17 protein-coding genes are annotated in these 20,602 nt (G+C 67.4%); 13 read left to right on the forward strand and 4 right to left on the reverse strand.

The features are described from left to right. Positions 1 to 256: IMP dehydrogenase (locus E2F48_RS15895; protein ID WP_185149803.1), on the reverse strand; the 256-nt coding region annotated here is incomplete at its 3' end. A gap of 193 nt (positions 257 to 449) precedes the next feature. On the opposite strand from E2F48_RS15895, the gene E2F48_RS15900 reads away from it, so the two are divergent. The 12 genes from E2F48_RS15900 to E2F48_RS15955 all read left to right on the forward strand — a co-directional run bounded on the left by E2F48_RS15900 (position 450) and on the right by E2F48_RS15955 (position 18,027). Further along, complete coding sequence (locus E2F48_RS15900; RefSeq protein ID WP_133404946.1) at positions 450 to 4,274, forward strand: multifunctional oxoglutarate decarboxylase/oxoglutarate dehydrogenase thiamine pyrophosphate-binding subunit/dihydrolipoyllysine-residue succinyltransferase subunit; 3,825 nt, start codon at positions 450 to 452, stop codon at positions 4,272 to 4,274. 124 nt (positions 4,275 to 4,398) lie between these two features. Then, entirely contained in the window at positions 4,399 to 4,995 is a 597-nt protein-coding gene (locus E2F48_RS15905) for a GDSL-type esterase/lipase family protein (protein ID WP_133404947.1), read from the forward strand. Positions 4,996 to 5,284: 289 nt separating this feature from the next. Next, positions 5,285 to 7,063, forward strand: coding sequence for an ABC transporter family substrate-binding protein (locus tag E2F48_RS15910; RefSeq protein WP_133404948.1), 1,779 nt, complete (start codon positions 5,285 to 5,287; stop codon positions 7,061 to 7,063). A 103-nt stretch (positions 7,064 to 7,166) separates the two neighbouring features. Then, positions 7,167 to 8,699, forward strand: coding sequence for an ABC transporter permease (locus E2F48_RS15915; RefSeq protein WP_133404949.1), 1,533 nt, complete (start codon positions 7,167 to 7,169; stop codon positions 8,697 to 8,699). 10 nt (positions 8,700 to 8,709) lie between these two features. Beyond that, positions 8,710 to 9,744: an ABC transporter permease gene (locus E2F48_RS15920; protein ID WP_246019186.1), complete on the forward strand. Its 1,035-nt coding sequence runs from the start codon at positions 8,710 to 8,712 to the stop codon at positions 9,742 to 9,744. Then, positions 9,741 to 11,525 carry a dipeptide ABC transporter ATP-binding protein gene (locus E2F48_RS15925; protein WP_133404950.1) on the forward strand — a complete coding sequence of 595 codons (1,785 nt, stop codon included), beginning with the start codon at positions 9,741 to 9,743 and terminating at the stop codon, positions 11,523 to 11,525. The genes E2F48_RS15920 and E2F48_RS15925 overlap by 4 nt, the downstream gene beginning before the upstream one ends. A 101-nt stretch (positions 11,526 to 11,626) precedes the next feature. Continuing rightward, a complete protein-coding gene (locus E2F48_RS15930; RefSeq protein WP_246019188.1) occupies positions 11,627 to 12,736 on the forward strand; it encodes a LacI family DNA-binding transcriptional regulator in 1,110 nt (369 codons plus the stop codon). Between the two features lie 273 nt (positions 12,737 to 13,009). Beyond that, entirely contained in the window at positions 13,010 to 14,287 is a 1,278-nt protein-coding gene (locus E2F48_RS15935; RefSeq protein ID WP_342772606.1) for a sugar ABC transporter substrate-binding protein, read from the forward strand. A gap of 2 nt (positions 14,288 to 14,289) precedes the next feature. Next, on the forward strand, positions 14,290 to 15,219 hold the full coding sequence (locus tag E2F48_RS15940; protein WP_246019190.1) for a carbohydrate ABC transporter permease: 930 nt from the start codon (positions 14,290 to 14,292) through the stop codon (positions 15,217 to 15,219). A 12-nt stretch (positions 15,220 to 15,231) separates the two neighbouring features. Beyond that, positions 15,232 to 16,119: a carbohydrate ABC transporter permease gene (locus tag E2F48_RS15945; protein ID WP_185149835.1), complete on the forward strand. Its 888-nt coding sequence runs from the start codon at positions 15,232 to 15,234 to the stop codon at positions 16,117 to 16,119. Between the two features lie 61 nt (positions 16,120 to 16,180). Beyond that, positions 16,181 to 16,921: a sugar phosphate isomerase/epimerase family protein gene (locus E2F48_RS15950; RefSeq protein ID WP_133404952.1), complete on the forward strand. Its 741-nt coding sequence runs from the start codon at positions 16,181 to 16,183 to the stop codon at positions 16,919 to 16,921. Next, positions 16,918 to 18,027 (forward strand): Gfo/Idh/MocA family protein, encoded by a 1,110-nt coding sequence (locus E2F48_RS15955; protein ID WP_133404953.1) that lies wholly within the window; start codon positions 16,918 to 16,920, stop codon positions 18,025 to 18,027. Before E2F48_RS15950 ends, E2F48_RS15955 begins: the two co-directional genes overlap by 4 nt. A gap of 58 nt (positions 18,028 to 18,085) precedes the next feature. Here E2F48_RS15955 and E2F48_RS15960 read toward each other — a convergent pair whose 3' ends face one another. After that, entirely contained in the window at positions 18,086 to 19,051 is a 966-nt protein-coding gene (locus E2F48_RS15960) for a zinc-binding dehydrogenase (protein WP_133404954.1), read from the reverse strand. Positions 19,052 to 19,196: 145 nt separating this feature from the next. Here E2F48_RS15960 and E2F48_RS17810 point away from each other — a divergent pair, with 145 nt between their 5' ends. Further along, positions 19,197 to 19,271 carry a 50S ribosomal protein bL37 gene (locus tag E2F48_RS17810; protein WP_369299106.1) on the forward strand — a complete coding sequence of 25 codons (75 nt, stop codon included), beginning with the start codon at positions 19,197 to 19,199 and terminating at the stop codon, positions 19,269 to 19,271. 67 nt (positions 19,272 to 19,338) lie between these two features. Here the strand turns inward: E2F48_RS17810 and rsrA are convergent, their stop codons facing one another. Both rsrA and E2F48_RS15970 read right to left on the reverse strand, forming a co-directional pair. After that, positions 19,339 to 19,599 (reverse strand): mycothiol system anti-sigma-R factor, encoded by a 261-nt coding sequence (gene rsrA / locus E2F48_RS15965; RefSeq protein ID WP_133404955.1) that lies wholly within the window; start codon positions 19,597 to 19,599, stop codon positions 19,339 to 19,341. Next, positions 19,596 to 20,339 carry a sigma-70 family RNA polymerase sigma factor gene (locus E2F48_RS15970; RefSeq protein WP_269823068.1) on the reverse strand — a complete coding sequence of 248 codons (744 nt, stop codon included), beginning with the start codon at positions 20,337 to 20,339 and terminating at the stop codon, positions 19,596 to 19,598. The genes rsrA and E2F48_RS15970 overlap by 4 nt, the downstream gene beginning before the upstream one ends. Positions 20,340 to 20,602 lie beyond the last annotated feature (263 nt).

Below are 20,602 nucleotides of genomic sequence, written 5' to 3' on the forward strand. Positions count from 1 at the left end.
AGCCGGTGACCTCGGCGATGACCTCCACCGGCACGTCCTGGGGCAGCACCCCCAGCCCGCCGCGCCGGGCCATGGTCTCGACCATCCGCCGCCCGGTCACCGCGGTCATGTTCGCCACCACCAACGGGATCGTGGAACCGGTCCCGTCGGCGCTGGAGAGATCCACGTCAAAACGCGAGACCACCTCCGAGGCCGAGGGCACCAGGAACACATCGGCATAGGTCAGGTCGGTGGACGGATCATTGATAAATCGCATTATTTCTCCCGCAATCGAGTACCTACCGAGTTTAGTCGCCCGCCGGGACACCACCGGTTCGGGCGCCGGTCAGTGATTCGCCTGTTCCTTGTTCGTGTTACTAGACTGGAAGAAGGTCTAACCACCGTCCAGGATGTCCGCACAGATGGACTGTCCCGCGCTCAGGGCTACTTACGGAAGAGGCGTATACCAAGTGCCAGAACAAACCAGCCACCGTCTACCTGAAGAGTTCGGCGGAAACGAGTGGCTTGTTGATGAACTTTACGAACAGTTTCAGAAAGACCGGAACTCGGTCGACCCGAAGTGGTGGGATCTCTTCGACTCATTCGATGCGGAAAATCAGCCAAAAGAGAACGGCCAGGGCAATGGTGCCGCTGCCGCAGAAACCAAGGCACCCGCCGCAACCGCGGCGCCCGCCACCAGCGAAGCGCCGGTCGTGAAGACCGAAGCCGCCGCGCCCAAGGCCTCGGGCGAATCGCCCGCCTCGACACAGCAGTCGGGAAAGCCTCCCGTGGCCAAGGAGCCGGCGAAGGAGCCGGCCCCCAAGCCCGCAGCGGAGAAGAAGCCCGAACCCGCCAAGCCAGCCGGCCCGCCTATCCCTGCCCAGCTGCCCGAGACGGCGCGGAACACCCAGATGGACGAGGACACGGTCAGTGTCCTGCGCGGACCGGCGAAGGCCATCGCGACGAACATGGACGCGAGCCTCTCGGTTCCCACCGCCACGAGCGTGCGCACCATCCCAGCGAAGCTTCTGATTGATAACCGCGTCGTGATCAACAACCACCTCGCCCGCGCCCGTGGCGGGAAGGTGTCGTTCACCCACATCATCGGCTACGCCATCGTGCGCGCCCTGGCGCAGTTCCCCTCCCAGAACGTCTACTACGACATCATCGACGGCAAGCCCTCGGCGGTGCAGCCGGCACACGTGAACTTCGGCCTCGCGATCGACATGCCCAAGCCCGACGGCACGCGGCTGCTTGTAGTGCCGAACATCAAGAAGGCCGAGAACATGAACTTCTCGGAGTTCTGGCGCGCCTACGAGGACCTCGTCAAGAAGGCCCGCGGCGGCAAGCTCGGCGCCGACGACTACGCCGGAACCACCGTGTCGCTCACGAACCCCGGAGGCATCGGCACCGTCCACTCCGTGCCGCGCCTCTCCAAGGGCCAGGCGTGCATCATCGGTGCCGGCGCGCTCGAGTACCCGGCCGCGTTCCAGGGCGCCAGCGAGAAGACCCTGGCCCAGCATGCGATTTCCAAGACCATCACGCTGACCTCCACCTACGACCACCGGGTCATCCAGGGTGCCGGCAGCGGCGAGTTCCTGCGCATCATCCACCAGCTCCTGCTGGGCGAGCAGGGCTTCTACGACGAGATCTTCGAGTCCCTGCGCATCCCGTACGAGCCGGTGCGCTGGAGCGCCGACATCCAGGTCGACCCGATGGACGAGATCAACAAGGTCGCCCGCATCCAGCAGCTCATCCACGCCTACCGCGTGCGCGGCCACCTCATGGCCGATACCAACCCGCTGGAATACGTCCAGCGCAAGCACGCCGACCTCGATGTGCGCACCCACGGCCTGACCCTGTGGGACCTCGACCGCGAATGGCCCACGGGCGGCTTCGGCGGCAAGCCGATGCTGAAGTTCCGGGACATGCTCGGTGTGCTCCGCGACGCGTACTGCCGCACCACCGGCATCGAATACATGCACATCCAGGACCCGGAAGAGCGCCAGTGGTTCCAGGACGAGCTTGAGCACCCCTACTCCAAGCCGAGCCGCGAGGAACAGCTGCGCATCCTGCACAAGCTGAACTCCGCCGAGGCCTTTGAGACCTTCCTGCAGACGAAGTTCGTCGGCCAGAAGCGCTTCTCCCTCGAGGGCGGTGAATCCCTCATCCCGCTGCTCGACGCGATCATCTCCGGGGCCGCCGACGACGGACTCGACGAGGTCGCCGTCGGCATGGCGCACCGCGGCCGGCTGAACGTGCTGACGAACATCGCCGGCAAGACCTACGCCCAGGTGTTCCGCGAGTTCGAAGGAACCCAGGACCCGCGTTCGGTTCAGGGCTCCGGCGACGTGAAGTACCACCTCGGCACCGAAGGGACCTTCACCTCCGACGCCGGCAACACCACCCGCGTGTACCTTGCGGCGAACCCCTCCCACCTCGAGGCGGTCGACCCGGTGCTCGAGGGCATCGTCAGGGCCAAGCAGGACCGGCTGGACCAGGGCGGGGCGTTCCCCGTGCTGCCGATCCTGATCCACGGCGACGCGGCCTTCGCCGGCCAGGGCGTCGTGGCGGAGACGCTGAACCTCTCGCAGCTGCGCGGCTACCGCACCGGCGGCACCATCCACGTCATCGTGAACAACCAGGTCGGCTTCACCACCTCCCCGACGTCGTCTCGGTCCTCGGTGTACTCCACCGACGTCGCCAAGATGGTCCAGGCGCCGATCTTCCACGTCAACGGCGACGACCCCGAGGCCGTGGTGCGGGTGGCGCAGCTCGCCTACCAGTTCCGCCAGCGGTTCAACAAGGACGTCGTGATCGACATGGTCTGCTACCGCCGCCGCGGACACAACGAGGGCGACGACCCGTCGATGACCCAGCCGATGATGTACAACCTGATCGAGGCCAAGCGTTCGGTCCGCAAGCTGTACACGGAAGCGCTCATCGGCCGCGGCGACATCACCGAGGAAGAGGCCGAGCAGGCGCTGCGCGACTACCAGGAACGCCTCGAGCGGGTGTTCGCTGAGACCCACGCCGCCCAGACCTCCCCCATGCCGCTGGTCTCCGAGGATCCCGCCGCGGTCTCGAACCTCGAGCGCCCCTCCGCCCAGCAGTCCGACGGTGAAGAGGCCGGGCCCAAGGCGACCGCCATCTCGGCCGAGGTCCTCGCCGCCATCGGCAAGGCCCACACCAACGTGCCGGAGGGCTTCACCGTCCACCCCAAGCTCAAGGCGCTCCTGGAGCGCCGCGAGCAGATGTCCCGCGAAGGCGGCATCGACTGGGGCTTCGGCGAGATGGCCGCCCTCGGCTCGCTGCTGATGGAGGGCGTCCCCGTCCGCCTCGCCGGGCAGGACACCCGCCGCGGCACCTTCGTGCAGCGCCACGCGGTGTTCCACGACCGGGCCAACGGCACCGAGTGGCTGCCGCTGGAGCGCCTCAGCGAGGACCAGGCGAAGCTGTGGATCTACGATTCACTGCTCTCGGAATACGCCGCCATGGGCTTCGAATACGGCTACTCCGTGGAACGGCCGGACGCGCTGGTGATCTGGGAGGCGCAGTTCGGTGACTTCGTCAACGGCGCGCAGACGATCATCGACGAGTTCATCAGCTCGGCCGAGCAGAAGTGGGGCCAGCGCTCCTCGCTCGTGCTCATGCTGCCGCATGGCTACGAGGGACAGGGCCCCGACCACTCCTCCGCGCGGATCGAACGGTTCCTCCAGATGTGCGCCGAGGAGAACATGTTCGTGGCCAACCCGAGCAGCGCGGCCTCGCACTTCCACCTGCTGCGCCAGCACGCCTACCGCCGTCCGCGCAAGCCGCTGATCATCTTCACGCCGAAGCAGCTGCTGCGCCTGAAGGCCGCGGCGAGCTCGGTCGAGGACTTCACCTCCGGCAGCTTCCAGCCGGTCATCCCCGACACCCTCGAGACTCCGGGTGCCGAGGTCGAGCGGGTCATCCTGGTCTCCGGCCGGCTCTACTACGACCTGCTGTCTGCCCGGCAGAAGGCCGACGACAAGAAGACCGCCATCGTGCGTGTCGAGCAGCTCTACCCGCTGCCGCTCGACGAGATCAAGGAGGCGCTGTCGGCGTACCCCAACGCCGACGTCGTCTGGGCGCAGGACGAACCGGCCAACCAGGGTCCGTGGCCGTTCATCGGGCTGCACCTGCCCCAGCACATCGAGGGCGGCATCGAGCTCGCCTCGCGGCCGGCCTCGGCTGCGACCGCCACGGGCTCCGCCAAGCACCACGCAGTGGAGCAGGAAATCCTCGTGCGCAAGGCCTTCGGAAGAAAGTAACGGGCCGATCAGTATGATGTTGGGTGGGGACCTGTGCCCCACCCAACGCATTTAAGGCATGACTCCAGTTCCGCACGGCGCAATCCGTGCGTGCACCGACACCAATCAGTAACCGAGGGATCCAGTGGAACAACGCAGAATCCGGCTAGCCGCAGTGGGCGACGAACTTCTCGCAGGACTCGGAGATCCGCGCGCGCTGGGCTGGCTTGGACGCGTCATGGCCCGCACCGCCCCCGACGGCGTGCAGGTCGAGGCCTATCCCCTGGCCGCTCCCCGCGAAGGCACCGAGTCTCTGGCCAACCGGTGGCTGCAGGAGACCGGGCGCCGGTTCGACGACGGTTTCGAGAACCGCCTCGTTATCGGCCTCTCGGACCGGGACCTCGACCTCGAGCTCTCCACGGCCCGCAGCCGGCTGAACCTCGCGAACATCCTCGACGGCGCCGCCCAGATGAGCGTCAAGGTCCTCGTCGTCGGGCCTCCCCCGGGGCTCGACCCCGAGCGCAACCGCCGGCTGGGGGAGCTCTCGGCGGCCTTCGCCGACGTCACCACCCGCCGCAAGCACGTCTACATCGACACCTTCACCCCGCTGGTGGCCCACGAGCAGTGGCGCAATGACCTCGCGGCGAACGGCGGAACCCCCGGCCAGGCGGGCTACGGGCTGATGGCCTGGCTGGTGCTTCACCGCGGCTGGTTCCAGTGGCTTGAGATTCCTGCCTCCTAGCGGCCCCCAGCCCGCCGAAACAGCACAAAACCACCCTTTCACGCCGTGGAAGGGTGGTTTTCTGCTGTTTCGGCGTGTGAAGGCTGTGACCCGGCGCTGTTGAATCTGTGAAACCGGATTTCTTCACATGTCCGCAAGATAACGAATGGGTTATTACTTATTTACTGGGTGTCCGAGGCAACAAACCTTGGCTATGCTGACGGAAGTGTGATCGCTGTCACTGGAGCTATCCACTTGAACGGGACTGACCAACCGGTCCCGTGCGCCTCTAGCACAGTAAGGATGACGAATGCGTAATAAGCGCACAGCCACGCTCGCGGCTCTTTCCATCGGGGTGCTTCTGCTCAGCGCCTGTGGATCGGCCGGCGGGACGGCGCAGCAGCCCTCCGAGGCTGCAGAGGAAGACCTCGCCACGACCATCAATGTGGCCATCAGCCAGACCCCGGACGCGTACAACAGCTACACCGCCAACGCCAACAGCGTCTACAACACCTACGTGAACAACGTCGTTCACAGTACGTTCGTCGCCTTCAACGCCGACGGCGAGCTGGAGCGCAACGAGGATTTCGGCACCTTCGAAAAGACCAGCGACGACCCGCTGACCGTCAAGTACACCATCAATGAGGATGCCGTGTGGTCCGACGGGACGCCGATCGACTTCGACGACGTCCTCCTGCAGTGGGCCGCCGCCTCCGGCAAGCACCCGAGCGGCGAAAAGGATCCCGATACCGGCGCCGAGACCGATCTGTTCCAGGCCGCCTCGACCAACGGCTTCGGCCAGATCGAGCTACCCGATGGCGAGGCCGGCGACAAGGAGTTCGAGTTCGTCTACGCCGAGCCCTACGCCGACTGGGAGTCGCTCCTCTCCGAACCCATGATGCCCGCCCACATCGCGGCGGAGCAGGGCGGAATGTCCCCCGAAGGCGACGGAGCCGAACTCATTGAAGCGATCAAGGGCACCGACATCGAGGCGCTCAAGCCCGTCGCCGAGTTCTGGAACACCGGCTGGAACTACGAGGCCGACCTGCCCAAGCTGCCCGACGCCGCCCTGATTCCCTCCTCCGGCCCCTACAAGCTGGACAACGCGGTCGACGGCACGCTGACCCTGGTCAAGAACGACAAGTACTGGGGCAAGGAGCGCGGAGCAAAGACCGAAACCCTCGTCTACAAGACGGTCGTCGACGAAGAGGCCGTCCAGGCCCTGCAGAACGGCGACGTCGACGTCATCGATCCCTCGAGCCCCACGGTGGACACCAAGTCGGCTCTCGAGCAGATCGGCGAAACCGTCACCGTCGAAACCGGTGAAACCCTCACCTTCTCCCACGTCGACCTCGCCCAGCGGCCCGGTGACGTCTTCGAGGACCTGAAGGTGCGTCAGGCCTTCGCCAAGTGCATGCCGCGCGAGGACATGGTCGAGAAGTTCGTCAAGCCCATCGAGCCCGAGGGCCAGGTGATGGACCTGCGCGAATACCAGCCGGCCCAGCCCGACTACAAGACCGTGCTTGACGGTGCCCCCGCGGCCACCGAGAACGCCGAGCTCGACATCGAGGGCGCCAAGGCCCTGCTCGCCGAGGCCGGCAAGACCGAGCCGGTCAAGGTGAGCCTGATGTATGCATCCACCAGCCAGCTGCGCGCCGACATGGTGGCCCTGATGAAGGCCTCCTGCGACGAGGCCGGCTTCGAGATCATCCCCCAGCCCGAGGAGGAGTGGGCCGCAATGCTCGCCCAGCCCGGGTCCTGGGACGCGGTGCTCTTCGGCTGGGCCGGATCCGGCCTCGTGGCCTCCGCCGAGTCGATCTACGTCTCCGACGGCGAGCAGAACTTCGGCGGCTACAAGGACGAGAAGGTCGACAGCATCTGGAAGGAAATCGTCACGAACACCGACCCCGAAAAGGTCGTCGAGATGAAGACCGAACTCGAGCAGCGGCTCGCCGAAACGCAGTACAACGTGGTGCTCTACGCCAACCCGGGCATCAACGCCTGGAACTCCAAGGTCGAGGGCGTCCAGCCCAACCCGACGCAGACGGGCCTGACCTGGAACGCCTACGAGTGGACGAAGAAGAAATAACCCGCTGACGCGGGGCTGTGCAGAAGGGCGGGCAGATCCTTGGGTCTGCCCGCCCTTCTGACGGCACCCGGCTCATCTGCAGACCGTCCCTAGGAGCCCCCCTTTGTTGTTTTTCATTGCCAAACGTCTAGTCATCTCCTTTTTCATCATGGCGGCGGCCACCACGCTCATGTTCTTCCTCGTCATCTCGTCGGGTGATCCCCTCAGCGACCTCGGTGAAGCCTCCGGCTCGGCCAAGAAGGCAACGATCGCCGCACGCACCGAGGCAATGAACCTCGACCAGCCCCCGCTCATGCGCTACTTCCTGTGGCTCCAGGACCTGGGCCACTGCCTGGTCCCGGGTGGGGTCGACTGCACCCTGGGCACCGACCGCTCGGGGAACCCCGTCCTCCCCCAGCTCGAAAGTGCCATCGGCTCGACCTTCCGCCTCGTCCTGGTGGCCACGGTGATCGCCCTGGTCCTCGGGGTGATCGTAGGAATCGTCACGGCGATCCGCCAGTACACGACGTTCGACTACTCGATCACTTTCATCTCCTTCGTCCTGTTCTCGCTGCCGCTGTTCTGGCTTTCGACCCTGCTCAAGCAGTACCTGGCGATCGACCTCAATACATGGCTTGCCAATCCGCAGTTCCCCTACGTGTCCATCCTGCTCGTGGGGGTGGTCGCCGGCATCATCTGGGCCGTCGTCGTCGGCGGCGACAGGAAGCGCAGGCTCGCCGTTTTCGGCATCGCCGCCGCCGCAACCGCAGTCGCCCTGTGGCTGCTGCTGGTGACCGGCTGGTTCATGACCCCGGGTCTCGGCCCGGTCGGCATGTTGATCTCGGCCGGAGCCGTCGCCCTGCTCTGGACCGCCCTGCTTGCCGGCTTCCGTCGCCGGCGCATCCTCTACGCCGCCCTGACGGCGGCCGGGGTGGGCTATGCCGGGTACCTCCTGTCCATTCCGCTGCTGGCTGATCCGACCTGGCTCACCGTCCTTGCGCTCCTCGGGCTGACCGTGGCCGCGGCCTACGCCGCCGGCGGGTTCGTCGGCGGCCCCTACCGGGCACGCACGGCACGGATCTCCGCGGTGATCGCCTTCAGCATCGGACTGCTGATCTTCCTCGACCGGCTCCTGCAGGCCTACCCCGAACTCTCGGCGCGGGCCGGCGGCCGCCCCATCCCCACCACCGGCTCGGCGTCCCCGAACCTCTCCGGGGGCTTTTGGGAGACCAACCTCGATTACGCACTTCACCTGATCCTGCCCACCATCGCCATCACCCTGATCTCCTTCGCCACCTACACCCGGTACACGCGGGCGAGCCAGCTCGATGTCATGAACCAGGACTACATCCGGACGGCGCGGGCCAAGGGGCTCAGCGAGCGGACGGTGCTGGTGAAGCATGCCTTCCGCAACGCGATGATCCCGATCACCACGCTGATGGCGTTCGACTTCGCCGGCGTGCTGGGCGGGGCCGTGATCACCGAGACGGTCTTCGGCTGGAACGGCATGGGCAAGATGTTCGTCGACGGCGTCCATACCGTCGATCCCGGACCCGTTATGGCCTTCTTCCTCGTCGTGGGAACGGCGGCGGTGCTCTTCAACATGCTCGCCGACATCGCCTACGCCTTCCTCGACCCGCGCATCACCCTGAGCTAGGAGCCGAATCATGAGCAGATCCGACATCGAGCCGGCAGATTCCCGGCCGCAGGTCGAACTATCCGAAATGACGCTCGCGAGCCAGGACACCGACATCGCCCGCGGCGCTCCCACCCGCCAGCAGACCGAGCGCATCCGCACCACCGAAGCCAAGAGCCAGGGCCGCCTGGTGCGCGAGCGCTTCTTCCGCCACAAGGGCGCCCTCGCCGGCATGGGCCTGCTGGCCCTTATCGTCCTGCTGTCCTTCAGCTCCATCGGGGTGGCGGGCATCCCCGGCTGGTGGAACAAGGACTACGACGTCCTGGCCGCCCGCTTCAACGAGGGCAGGCCGACACTGACCCTCTGGCCGTTCCGCCTCGGCGAGCACCCCTTCGGGCAGGACGTGCTGGGCCGTGACTACTTCGCGCTCACCATGCGCGGAATCCAGACCTCGCTGATCATCGCCCTGACCGTCGGCCTGGTCGCCACGCTCGTCGGCACCGCCGTCGGGGCCATCGCCGGATACTTCCGGGGCTGGACCGAGGCCGTCCTGATGCGCATCACGGACGTCGTGATCACCATCCCCACGGTGGTCATCGCCGCGGTCATGGCCGGCGTCGTCGCACGCTTCGGCATCCTTCCCTTCGGCGTCTTCCTCGGCCTGGTCACCTGGACCGGCCTGGCCCGGATCGTGCGCGGCGAGTTCCTCTCGCTGCGGGAGAAGGAATTCGTCGAGTCGGCGAAGTCGGTGGGCGCGAGCTCGGCGCGGATCATCTTCCGGCACATCCTTCCCAATACGGTCGGGGTGATCATCGTCTTCGCGACCCTCGCGATCTCCGGGGCGATCCTGCTCGAGACCGCCCTGAGCTACCTCGGGCTCGGCGTCGTCGCGCCCGACACCTCGCTGGGCAAGGCGATCAACGACAACCGCTCGGCGCTGACGGTACGGCCCTGGCTGTTCCTCTGGCCCGGCGCCTTCATCGTCGGCATCGCCCTCGCCGTGAACTTCATCGGAGACGGCCTGCGCGACGCCTTCGATCCCAAGCAGACAAGGATCAAGCAATGACAGCTGAGCACACCGGGACTCTCTCCGACGACGCCGTGTCCCCGGCCGACGGCCCCATCCTCTCGGTGCGCGGACTCGGCGTCGACTTCAACGTTGACAATGAATGGGTGATGGCCGCCGAGGACGTCTCCTACGACATCCACCCGGGCGAGATCCTGGCCATCGTGGGCGAGTCCGGCTCCGGCAAGAGCATGTCCTCGATGGCGCTGCTGGGGCTGCTGCCCCGCAACGGCCGGTCCAAGGGCAGCGCCCGGCTGATGGGCAAAGAGCTGATCGGCGCTCCGCAGAAGACCCTGCGCCGGATCCGCGGCAACGACGTCGCCATGATCTTCCAGGAACCGATGACTGCGCTCAACCCGGTGCTGACCGTGGGTGAGCAGATCCGCGAGGCGGTCGAGCAGCATACCGAGGCCTCCCCCGCCGCCGCCAAGGAGCGGGCGATCGAACTGCTGCGGATGGTGGAGATCCCCGAGCCGGAACGGCGTTACGACTCCTATCCGCACCAGTTCTCCGGCGGGCAGCGCCAACGGGCGATGATCGCCATCGCCCTGGCCAACGACCCGATGCTGCTCATTGCCGACGAGCCGACGACGGCGCTCGACGTCACCGTGCAGGCGGAGGTCCTCGAACTGCTGCGCCGGCTCAACAAGCGCCTGCGCAGCGCCATCCTCCTGATCACCCACGACATGGGGGTGGTGGCCGACCTCGCGGACCACATCGTGGTGATGGAGCGCGGCCGGATCGTTGAGTCCGCCCCCTCGAAGCAGCTCTTCCTCGCCCCGAAGGAGCCCTACACCCGCCAACTGCTCGACGCGGTACCGTATTTGGGCTCGAAGGTCGGAGGGGTCCTCACCGACGTCGAGGTCATCGACGGCAGCATCCGGATCCACGAGGACTACGCCGCACGCGCCCTGGCGCACCGGGAGGAGCACACCGCAGCCGGCACTGTGCCCGCGTTGGAGCTGGCGGGCGTGGACATCGAGTATCCGGGCCGTTTCCGGCAGCCGCCCTTCAAGGCGGTCCACGACGTGTCCTTCACCATCCTGCCCGGGGAGGTCATGGGGCTGGTCGGCGAGTCGGGCTCGGGCAAGTCGACGATCGCCAGGGCGGTCACCGGGCTGATCCGGACCACCGCGGGCAGCGTGCGGATCGCGGGGACGGACATCACCTCGCTCTCGGCCCGGCAGATCCTGCCGCTGCGCAAGAAGTTCGCCATCGTCTTCCAGGACCCGGCCGCCTCGCTGAATCCGCGTCTCTCAATCGGGGACAGCATCGGCGAACCGCTGTACCTCCACGAGAAGCTCTCCCGGGCCGACCTCGACCGGCGGGTGCAGGGACTGCTTGAGGACGTGCAGCTGCCGGTCTCCTTCCGCAACCGGTACCCGCACGAGCTCTCCGGGGGCCAGCGCCAGCGGGTCGGCATCGCCCGGGCCCTGTCGCTCCGGCCGTCCCTCCTCGTCGCCGACGAGCCGACGTCGGCCCTCGACGTGTCGGTGCAGGCCGCGGTGCTGAAGCTGCTGCAGGACCTGCAGCGCGAGCGGGGCTTCGCCTGCCTGTTCGTCAGCCACGACCTTGCCGTCGTCGAGCTGCTCGCCAGCCACATCGCGGTGCTCAGCAAGGGCCGTCTGGTGGAGCAGGGCACCACCGAGCAGGTGCTGAAGTATCCGCGGGATCCGTACACCCGCCGGCTCCTGGCGGCGGCGCCGGTGCCCGATCCCACGGAGCAGGCCGTGCGGCGCGAACAGCGCAACGCGATCCTCGCCGCAGGTGCCCCCGGATAGCTCCGCCCCTCGGCCGTCCGGGTCCGCCGCATCCCCGCGGACCCGGACGGCGGTGTGGCCCGCGGCGCGGTGCCACGTATGCTGAGCGCACCATCCTATTCGTGAGCGGAGTACACGTGGTCAAGGGGCCTACCGTCTATGACGTTGCGGAGCTGGCCGGAGTGTCGATCGCCACGGTGTCCTTCACCTTCCGCCAGCCGCACCGGGTGCGCCAGTCGACCCGGGAGGCCGTCCTGGCCGCGGCGCAGGCCCTGAATTATCTACCCAGCGGCAACGCGCGCGGGCTGGCCCGGGGCCGCACCGGGGCCCTGGGCATCTACTCGTTCGACTTCTACTTCCTTGACGACCCGGCGAGCGCCGGTGGCGCAGGGACCCGCGCCGCCGCGCCGGCGGGCTCGGATCCGAACGCTGACTACCGCGTCTTCCCCCTGTACGTTGACGAGGTGCAGCGCGGGGTGGCCCTTGAATGCTGGCGGCGCGGTTACACGCTGATGGTCGGCGGCGGCAACCGGACGACCGGCCGGACGGCGATCGCGGACATTGCGGGGCAGGTCGACGGCCTTGCGGTCTTCCCGCGGACGGTCCCCGTCGAGGTGCTCTCGCTGATCTCCCGGCGCATCCCGGTGGTCGAGCTCTCCGAGCCGTCCCACGACGACAGCCTTCACCATGTGACAGTCGATAACGCAGCTGGCATGCACGCCCTCACGACGCACCTGATCACCGCGCACGGACTGCGCGACCTGCAGTTCGCTGCCCCGCGTGATCCGTGGTCGGACTTCCAGCTCCGCTTCCGCGGTTTCCAGGCCGCCCTGGCGGAGGCCGGCCTGCCGGTTCCGGAACGACCGGTCACGGAGGGCGACGGCGCGCCGCAGTCGGCAGAGGCCCTCGCCGCGGCCCTTCTGGCGGGCGGGCGGCTCCCCGACGGGATCGTCTGCGCCCACGACGAGTACGCCCTGCCGCTCATCGACGCCCTTCTCCGGAGGGGCGTCGATGTCCCCGGCCGGGTGGCGGTCACCGGATTCGACGGCATTGTTGCAGGACGCCTTCAACGCCCGCAGCTGACCACCGTGCGCCAGCCGATGGAACAGATGGGGCGCACCGCGGCCGCGATCCTCATCGACGGGTTCGAAGATCGGACGCTGCCACCGCAGAGCCGGCAGCTGCCGGTCGAGGTGGTCCTGCGCGAGAGCTGCGGGTGCCCCCCGGCGTAGGCCGCCGCCGACCAGTCCCCAGGGCGCACCGGCGTCTGTGGGGCTCGTCCCGCCGGAGTATCTCGCCGGGCCTCCCCCTCCCGGCCTTCCCGGGGTAAAGAGCGCCGACGGGACCTCTTGCCATTCCACTTTCTATGCGCTTAGCTGAGGGCTGCGGATGTTTTCTAAGCGCATAGAAATCTCCGGACATTTCGCGAGTTCAAGCTATGGGGGCATGTTCTTTTCCTGCCGCCGGCCGATATTGGGCGGACGAAACAATTCATGAAAGGAACAATGATGATCCAAGTGAATGTTCGAAAAGCGGCGGCCGTCGGGGTTGCGGCCGCCTTGCTGCTGACCGGCTGCGGCCGGGACGGCGACGCCTCCGAATCCGGCCAGGCGGCCGGACTCTCCGACGGTCCCGCCAAGGGGACTCTCACGGTCTGGGCCCAGGCCGCCGAGGCCGAGGCGCTGCCGGAGCTGCTGAAGGAGTTTGAAGCCGCCAACCCCGACGTCGAGGTCGAGGTCACGGCGCTGCCCTGGGATGCGGCACACAACAAGTACCAGACGGCCATTGCCGGCGGCAGTGCCCCCGACATCGCACACATGGGCACCACCTGGATGGGCGACTTCGCGTACGCCTTCGACGCCGCCCCCAAAGAAATTGACACTGACGCCTTCTTCCCCGGTTCGGTCCAGTCCACGGAGGTCGACGGAGAGAAGTACGGCGTCCCGTGGTACGTGGACACCCGGATGGTCTACTACCGCACGGACCTGGCCGAAAAGGCAGGCTACAAAGAGTTCCCCGAGACCTGGGAGGACTTCAAGGCCCTGGCCAAGGCTCTGCAGGACAAGGCCGGAGCGGAGTACGGAGTCGGCCTGCCGGCCGGCGGAGCCGACGCGTTCCAGTCAATGCTGCTCTTCCCCTGGTCCAACGGCGCCGAACTGATGAACGAGGACAACACCGAATGGACCTTCGACACCCCGGAGATGGTTGAGGCACTGGAGTACTACCAGAGTTTCTTCGACGAGGGCCTCGCCGACGAGAACGCGGCCACCGATGCCGGCGCAGCCGAGGCGGCCTTCGTCAACGGCAGCACCCCGATGCTCTTCGCGGGCCCCTCGATGATCGGCCAGCTTGAGGCGGTGGGCGGCAAGGAATTCGCCGAGAAGTACGCCGTCGCAACGGTTCCGGCGAAGAAGAGCTCAACCTCGTTCTCCGGCGGCGGCAACCTGGTGGTGTTCAAGGACACCGACAACCGCGACGCGGCGTGGAAGCTCGTCCAGTGGCTCACCGAGCAGGAGACCCAGGTGAAGTGGAACCGCGCGACCGGAGACCTGCCCTCGGCGGCCGAGGCGTGGGACGCCCCCGAGCTTGCCGATGACCCGAAGCTCGCCGAGTTCGGCACGCAGCTCAAGGACACCAACTCCCCGCCCGCCGTGGCGAGCTGGACCAAGGTCTCGGCCGCCGCCGACACCGAGCTCGAGCAGATCGTCAAGGCAGGAAAGGACCCGGCGGAGGCCATGAAGGCCCTCCAGGCCACCGCCGACTCACTCGGAACAGGCGACTGACAGTGGCCGCTGCCCCGCTCCTGCTGGCCGGCACCCCACGGGGTTCCGGCCAGCGGGCCCGCGAGCGCCGGAACGGTGTGGTCGCGTGGGCCTTCGCCCTGCCGTTCGTGCTCGTCTTCGCGGCGTTCATGCTGATGCCGCTCGTGTCCTCCTTTGTTCTGTCCTTCACCGACTTCACCAGCCGCGACGTCCAGGACCCGCTGACCGTGGAGTTCGTCGGCCTCGAGCAGTACGCCGCCCTTTTCGAGGATCCCCGGTTCCGGCGCTCAATGATCAACACCGGCTACTTCGTGGTGGTGGGCATCCCGCTGACCATGGTCGTGGCCCTCGCCCTGGCCGTCGCCCTCAACAGCGGGATCGGGCGCCTGCGCACCCTGTTCCGCACCGCCTTCTTCACCCCGGTCGTGACGAGCATCGTGGCCGTCGCCGTGCTGTGGAGGTTCATCCTCCAGCCGGACGGGCTGCTGAACACGATGCTGGAATCGTTCGGTGCGGCCGCGCCCGACTGGCTGAACAGCACCACCTGGGCGATGCCCTCGATGATCCTCATGGCCGTGTGGCGCAACATGGGCACGCTGATGATTATCTTCCTCGCCGGTCTGCAGACCATCCCGCGGGAGATGCTCGAGGCCGCCGAGGTCGACGGCGCCAACGCCGTCCAGCGCTTTTTCTCCATCACGGTGCCGATGCTGCGGCCGACCCTGCTGTTGGGCGCGGTGCTGCTCTCCGTCGGCTATCTGCAGTTCTTCGAAGAGCCCTTCGTCATGACCAATGGAGGCCCCCTCGATTCGACGTACTCCGTCAGCTATTACACCTACAACCAATTCGGCTTCGGGCAGTACGGGCTTGCCTCCGCGGCGAGCTACGTGCTCTTTCTTGCGATAGTGCTCCTGAGCATTGTGCAGTTCCGTGCCCTGCGATCCAAGGACTGACAGGTTTCCCGCATGACAATGCTCAAGAACGCCCCCGCGGAGGCGGTGCCGCACACCGGCCCGCCGATCCGCCGCCGCGCCCGCGGCCGCGGCCTGCGGGCCCTGACCTACGCCGGACTCGTCGCAGCGGCCGCGGCGACGCTGCTCCCCTTCATCTGGATGCTGCTTGGCTCCTTCAAAACCCAGGGGGAGCTGCTCCGCCGGCCCCTCACCTGGTGGCCGAAGGATCCGATCCTCAGCAACTACACCACCTGGTTCACCGACCACGGCATCGGGCAGTTCTTCGTGAACAGCCTCGTCGTCGCCGTCGTCACGGTGCTGGGCAATCTGCTCTTCTGCTCCATGGTCGGTTACGCGCTGGCCAAGATGGAGTTTCCGGGCAAGCGGCTGCTGTTCCTCGTAGTGATGCTGACCCTGATGGTGCCCGGGGTCGTGACCTTCGTTCCCCTGTTCGTCATGGTCAGCAAGCTCGACCTGGTGAACACCTATCCCGGACTGATCCTGCCGTTCCTCGTCTCCCCGCTGGGGGTCTTCCTCATGCGCCAGTTCATGCTGGGGATCCCGCAGTCGCTGCTTGAGGCGGCACGCATCGACGGCGCCGGGGAGTTCCGTACGTTCACCCGGATCGTGATGCCGCTGTGCGGGCCACCCCTCGCCACCCTGGGCATCCTGACCTTCCTCAGCTCCTGGAACAACTTCCTCTGGCCGCTCGTCGCCGCCCAGAGCGAGGAGAAATACACACTGCCGGTCGCCCTGGCACTGTTCTCCACGGGCCAGCACGCCACCGACTACGGCCTGCTGCTGGCCGGAGCGGTGCTGATCATCACGCCCATCATCGCCCTGTTCGTCGCACTCCAGCGCTACTTCATCCAGGGCGTAGCGGGAACCGGCATCAAGTAGGCGCACCCGCCCCGTGCCGGCCGAAGCGCCCTCCTCCAATCCCTTCGTGAAAGGACACGCAATGCGTACCTCAGTCCAGCTCTACACCGTCCGGGACGCCCTCGAGGCGGATCTTCCGGGCACGATCGCCAGGGTGGCCCACGCCGGGTTCGGCCACGTCGAACCCTATGACTTTGTTGCCCGTGCCGGGGAGCTCGGGCGGGCGCTGGAGGAGCATTCCCTCACCGCCCCGTCGGGGCATGCGCCGCTGCTGAGCGCGGACCAGGACGAGATCTTCGCCGCCGCCGCGCGCCTCGGCATTGGAACGGTCATCGAGCCCCTCGTCCCGGCCGAGCGCTGGCAGGAGGCCGCGGACATCGAAGCCACCGCGGAGAAGCTCAATGCCGCCGCGGCCAGGGGTGCCGCTTCCGGGATCCGGGTGGGTTACCACAACCACGCCTGGGAGCTGGAGTCGTTGATCGATGGAACCACGGCCCTTGAATACCTCGCGGCCCGGCTGGACCCCGGGGTCCTCCTCGAGGTCGACGCCTACTGGGCGGCGGTCGGCGGGCAGGACCCGGCGCAGCTGGTGCGCCGCCTCGGCGACAGGGTCCGTTTCCTCCACATCAAGGACGGACCGGCCACGACGGACACGATGGCGCAGGTCCCGGCCGGGCAGGGCAGCATTCCGGTGCGCGCGGTCCTGTCCGCGGCGGGTTCCCTCGAAGTGGGTGTCGTGGAGTTCGACGACTACGCCGGCGACATCTTCGAGGGCATCGCCCAGAGCCTTGCGTTCCTCCGCCGGGGAGCGGTGCACGCATGAGCCGCACGGGCCCGGTCGGCGTCGGCATCATCGGCGCGGGGAACATCAGCACCCAGTACCTGGACAGCCTCACCGCGTTTCCCGACATCGAGGTGCACGTTGTCGCCGACCTCTCGGAGGCGGCGGCCGCATCGCGCGCCGCCGAGTACCGCATCGATGCCTGGGGCGGCGTCGATGCCGCGCTGAACCATCCGGACGTCGAGATCATCGTCAACCTCACGACGCCGGCCGCCCACGTCGAGGTGGCGACGGCAGCGGTGCGCGCGGGCAAGCACGTCTGGAGCGAGAAGCCGTTCTCACTGGACCGGGAGAGCGGGCTGGCGCTGCTGCGCACGGCCGAAGCGGCGGGCCTGCGGCTTGGCTGCGCCCCCGACACCTTCCTCGGCGCCGGGCTGCAGTCGGCCCGGCGGGCCATTGACCACGGCGACATCGGCGTTCCCCTGACCGGCCAGACCGTGATGCAGTACGCGGGGCCCGACGCCTGGCACCCGAACCCCGGCTTCCTCTTCGGAGAGGGCGCCGGCCCCCTGTTCGACATGGGCCCGTACTACCTCACCGCCCTGATCCAGACCTTCGGCCCGGTGGCCAAGGTGGCGGCGGTGGGATCACGGGCCCGGGAGGTCCGCACGGTCGGCTCGGGCACCAGGGCCGGCGAGCAGTTCCCCGTCACGGTGCCCACCCACGTCAGCGCCCTGGCCCAGTTCCGCAACGGCACCTCCTCACACAGCGTGTTCAGCTTCGATTCACCGCTGACCCGGACTGGCTTCTTCGAGATTACGGGCACCGAGGCGACCCTGGCGATTCCCGACCCGAACGTCTTTGACGGTCAACTGCGCATCCTGCCCCGGGGCTCCGAGGACTGGAAGACACTGCCGGTGACCGGCTCCGCGGCCGGCCGGGGCGTCGGGGTGCTGGAGATGGCGCGGGCCCTGCGCTCCGGCGTCCCGCACCGGGCGCAGGGCGAACTCGCGTACCACGTGCTCGACACCATGGTCTCCATCAGCGAGTCGATTGACACCGGGGCCTTCGTCGGCGTCGACAGCTCCGCCGCGCCGGCTCCGGCCCTGCCCGAGGACTGGGACCCCGCCGAGGCGACCCTGGGCTGACCGCAGCCCGCCCGCGCGGGCCGTGCTGTACCCGCCGGCACCGCCGGCGGGTACAGCACTAGTGCCGGAAGACGATCTTGCCGAACACGTCACCGGCGGCCATCCGGGCGAAGCCGTCCGCCGCCTCCTCGAGGCCGAGTACCGAATCGATCGGCGGGCGGACGCCCGTGGCCGCCAGAAGACGGGTCAGCCGGAGCAGCTCGTCCCGGGTGCCCATGGTGGAGCCGAGGACCCGCAACTGGAGGAAGAACACCCGGTTCAGCTCCGCCGAGGGCGCGGACCCGCTGGTGGCGCCGCAGGTCACCACCGCTCCCCCGGGCCGCAGCGCCTTGAGCGAGTGGGACCAGGTCGCCTCGCCGACGGAGTCGAACACGACGTCGACCCGCTCCGGCAGGCGGGCACCGGCCTCGAAGGCGTCCGCGGCCCCCAGGGCGCGGGCACGGTCGAGCTTCTCGGCGTTCCTGCCCGTGACCCAGACGCGGAAGCCGGCGGCCGCCGCGAGGCTGATCAGGGCCGTGGAAACGCCGCCGCCCGACCCCTGGACCAGGATCGTCGAACCGGGGGCCGCGGGCGAGACGGTGAACAGCATCCGGTAGGCGGTCAGCCACGCGGTAGGAAGGCAGGCGGCCTCCTCGAAGGAAAGATCCTCGGGCTTGGGCACCAGGTTGCGTTCGGGCACCCACACATAGTCCGCCATGGTGCCCGGGTGGCGTTCGGAGAGCAGGGAGCGTCGCGGGTCCAAGGTCTCATCGCCCTCCCATCCCGGCGAGGCCAGCACCGAGTGCACAATCACGCTGCGCCCGTCGTCGTCGACCCCCGCCGCATCGCACCCGAGGACCATGGGGAGGCGCTCATCCGGCAGGCCCACCCCCTGGAGGGAGAACAGGTCATGGCGGTTCAGCGCGGAGGCCACCACCCTCACCCGGCGGAACCCGTCCGGCGGCGCGGGCGGCTCGAACTCCCCCACCCGCAGGGCCCCGAGCGGGTTGTCCTTCGATGTCGCTTCGACGTAGGCGGCGCGCATTGGAAATCTCCTCCGGTAGGTGCTGTGCCCCCATCCTAGGGCGGGCCTGCGCGCCGGGCGCCCGAGGCGCAGGGCGTTTAGGAGGCACCCGCCGGATGTGGGAGACTTGAATGCAGTTCTGTAGGCATATCTAAGGAGGCCAGCCATGAGCAAGCGAGCACGCAAGCGCCGCGACCGTAAGCGCGGAGGCGCTAACCACGGTAAGCGTCCCAACACCTGATCGTTGGAACACAGCAAAAGACCCCCGGCCTTCCGGCACGGGGGTCTTTTTCTGTCTGCGGCCGGGCCTAGTGCCCGGCGGTCTTCAGCTGGCCGATCCGCTCGAGGATATTGTCCTTCAGCGAGGTCGGTGCCGTCTCCCTGCAGGAGCGCTTCACGACCTCCCGGATGACGCACTCGAGGTCGTACTCCTTGGCGCACTCGGCGCAGCTGTCGAGGTGCGCCTTGATCTCTACGAGGTCCTTGTGCGAGAGCTCGCCGTCAAGGTAGTCGTACAGCTTCTCGATCCGCGCATCGGGGCAGTCCCCCAACTCTTCGCAATCCTTCATTTCGCACTCTCCTGTTTCGTGCCCTTGACACCCTCCACCGCGGCCGGGGTGCCGAGCCCCCGCTCCAGCGCGTACTCCGACAGGAGGTCGCGCAGCAGCTTTCGCCCGCGGTGCAACCGGGACATCACCGTCCCGATGGGCGTATTCATGATTTCTGAGATTTCCTTGTACGCAAAGCCTTCGACGTCCGAGAAGTACACCGCGAGGCGGAACTCCTCCGGGATCGACTGGAGCGCGTTCTTAATGTCCGAGTCCGGCAGGTGGTCCAGCGCCTCGGCCTCGGCCGACCGCAGACCCGAGGAGGTGTGTTCTGCCGCCTTGGCCAGCTGCCAGTCCTCGATCGTGTCCGAATGCGACTGCAGCGGCTCCCGCTGGCGCTTCCGGTAGAGATTGATATAGGTGTTCGTCAGGATCCGGTACAGCCAGGCCTTGAGGTTCGTTCCCGGCTTGTACTGGTGGAACGCCGAGAACGCCTTGGTATAGGCCTCCTGCACCAGGTCCTCGGCGTCGCTGGGGTTGCGGGCCATGCGCATGGCCGCCGAGTACAACTGGTCGACGTACTGCATGGCGTCCCGCTCGAAGCGGGCCTTGCGGTCTGCGTCCGATTCCGTGGATACGTCCAACTGGTCATTTTCGGTCGAGCTGCTGCCCGCCGGAGCTGTTGTATTCATTGGGGGAAAGTCTACGCGCCCGTTGCTGGGCGCCGCCGAGCGGCGCCGCTGCTCCAGCGTAACGTTCAGCTGGAATCCCGGCGCGAGCTGTTCCGAAACACTTGCAGGTGTACCCAATGTGCCCCCGTCCGTCGATTTCGCTTACTCAGATGGAACCCCGGCAGGCGCCGCCTTATTCCACCGGCTCCCCCGGCACTGTGAGGGAACACCGCGGAGCACATTTTTCCGGCGGGATCACCCCCTGCCGGTACGGCGGCGGGCGGATCGCCTCGCACGTCCAAAAGTGCAAAACTAGACGCAGCGTGCTTCGTAAGTTCCGAATCATCATGAAC

It is taken from the genome of Arthrobacter crusticola, from assembly GCF_004357995.1.
GTDB classification, from domain to species: domain Bacteria; phylum Actinomycetota; class Actinomycetes; order Actinomycetales; family Micrococcaceae; genus Arthrobacter_D; species Arthrobacter_D crusticola.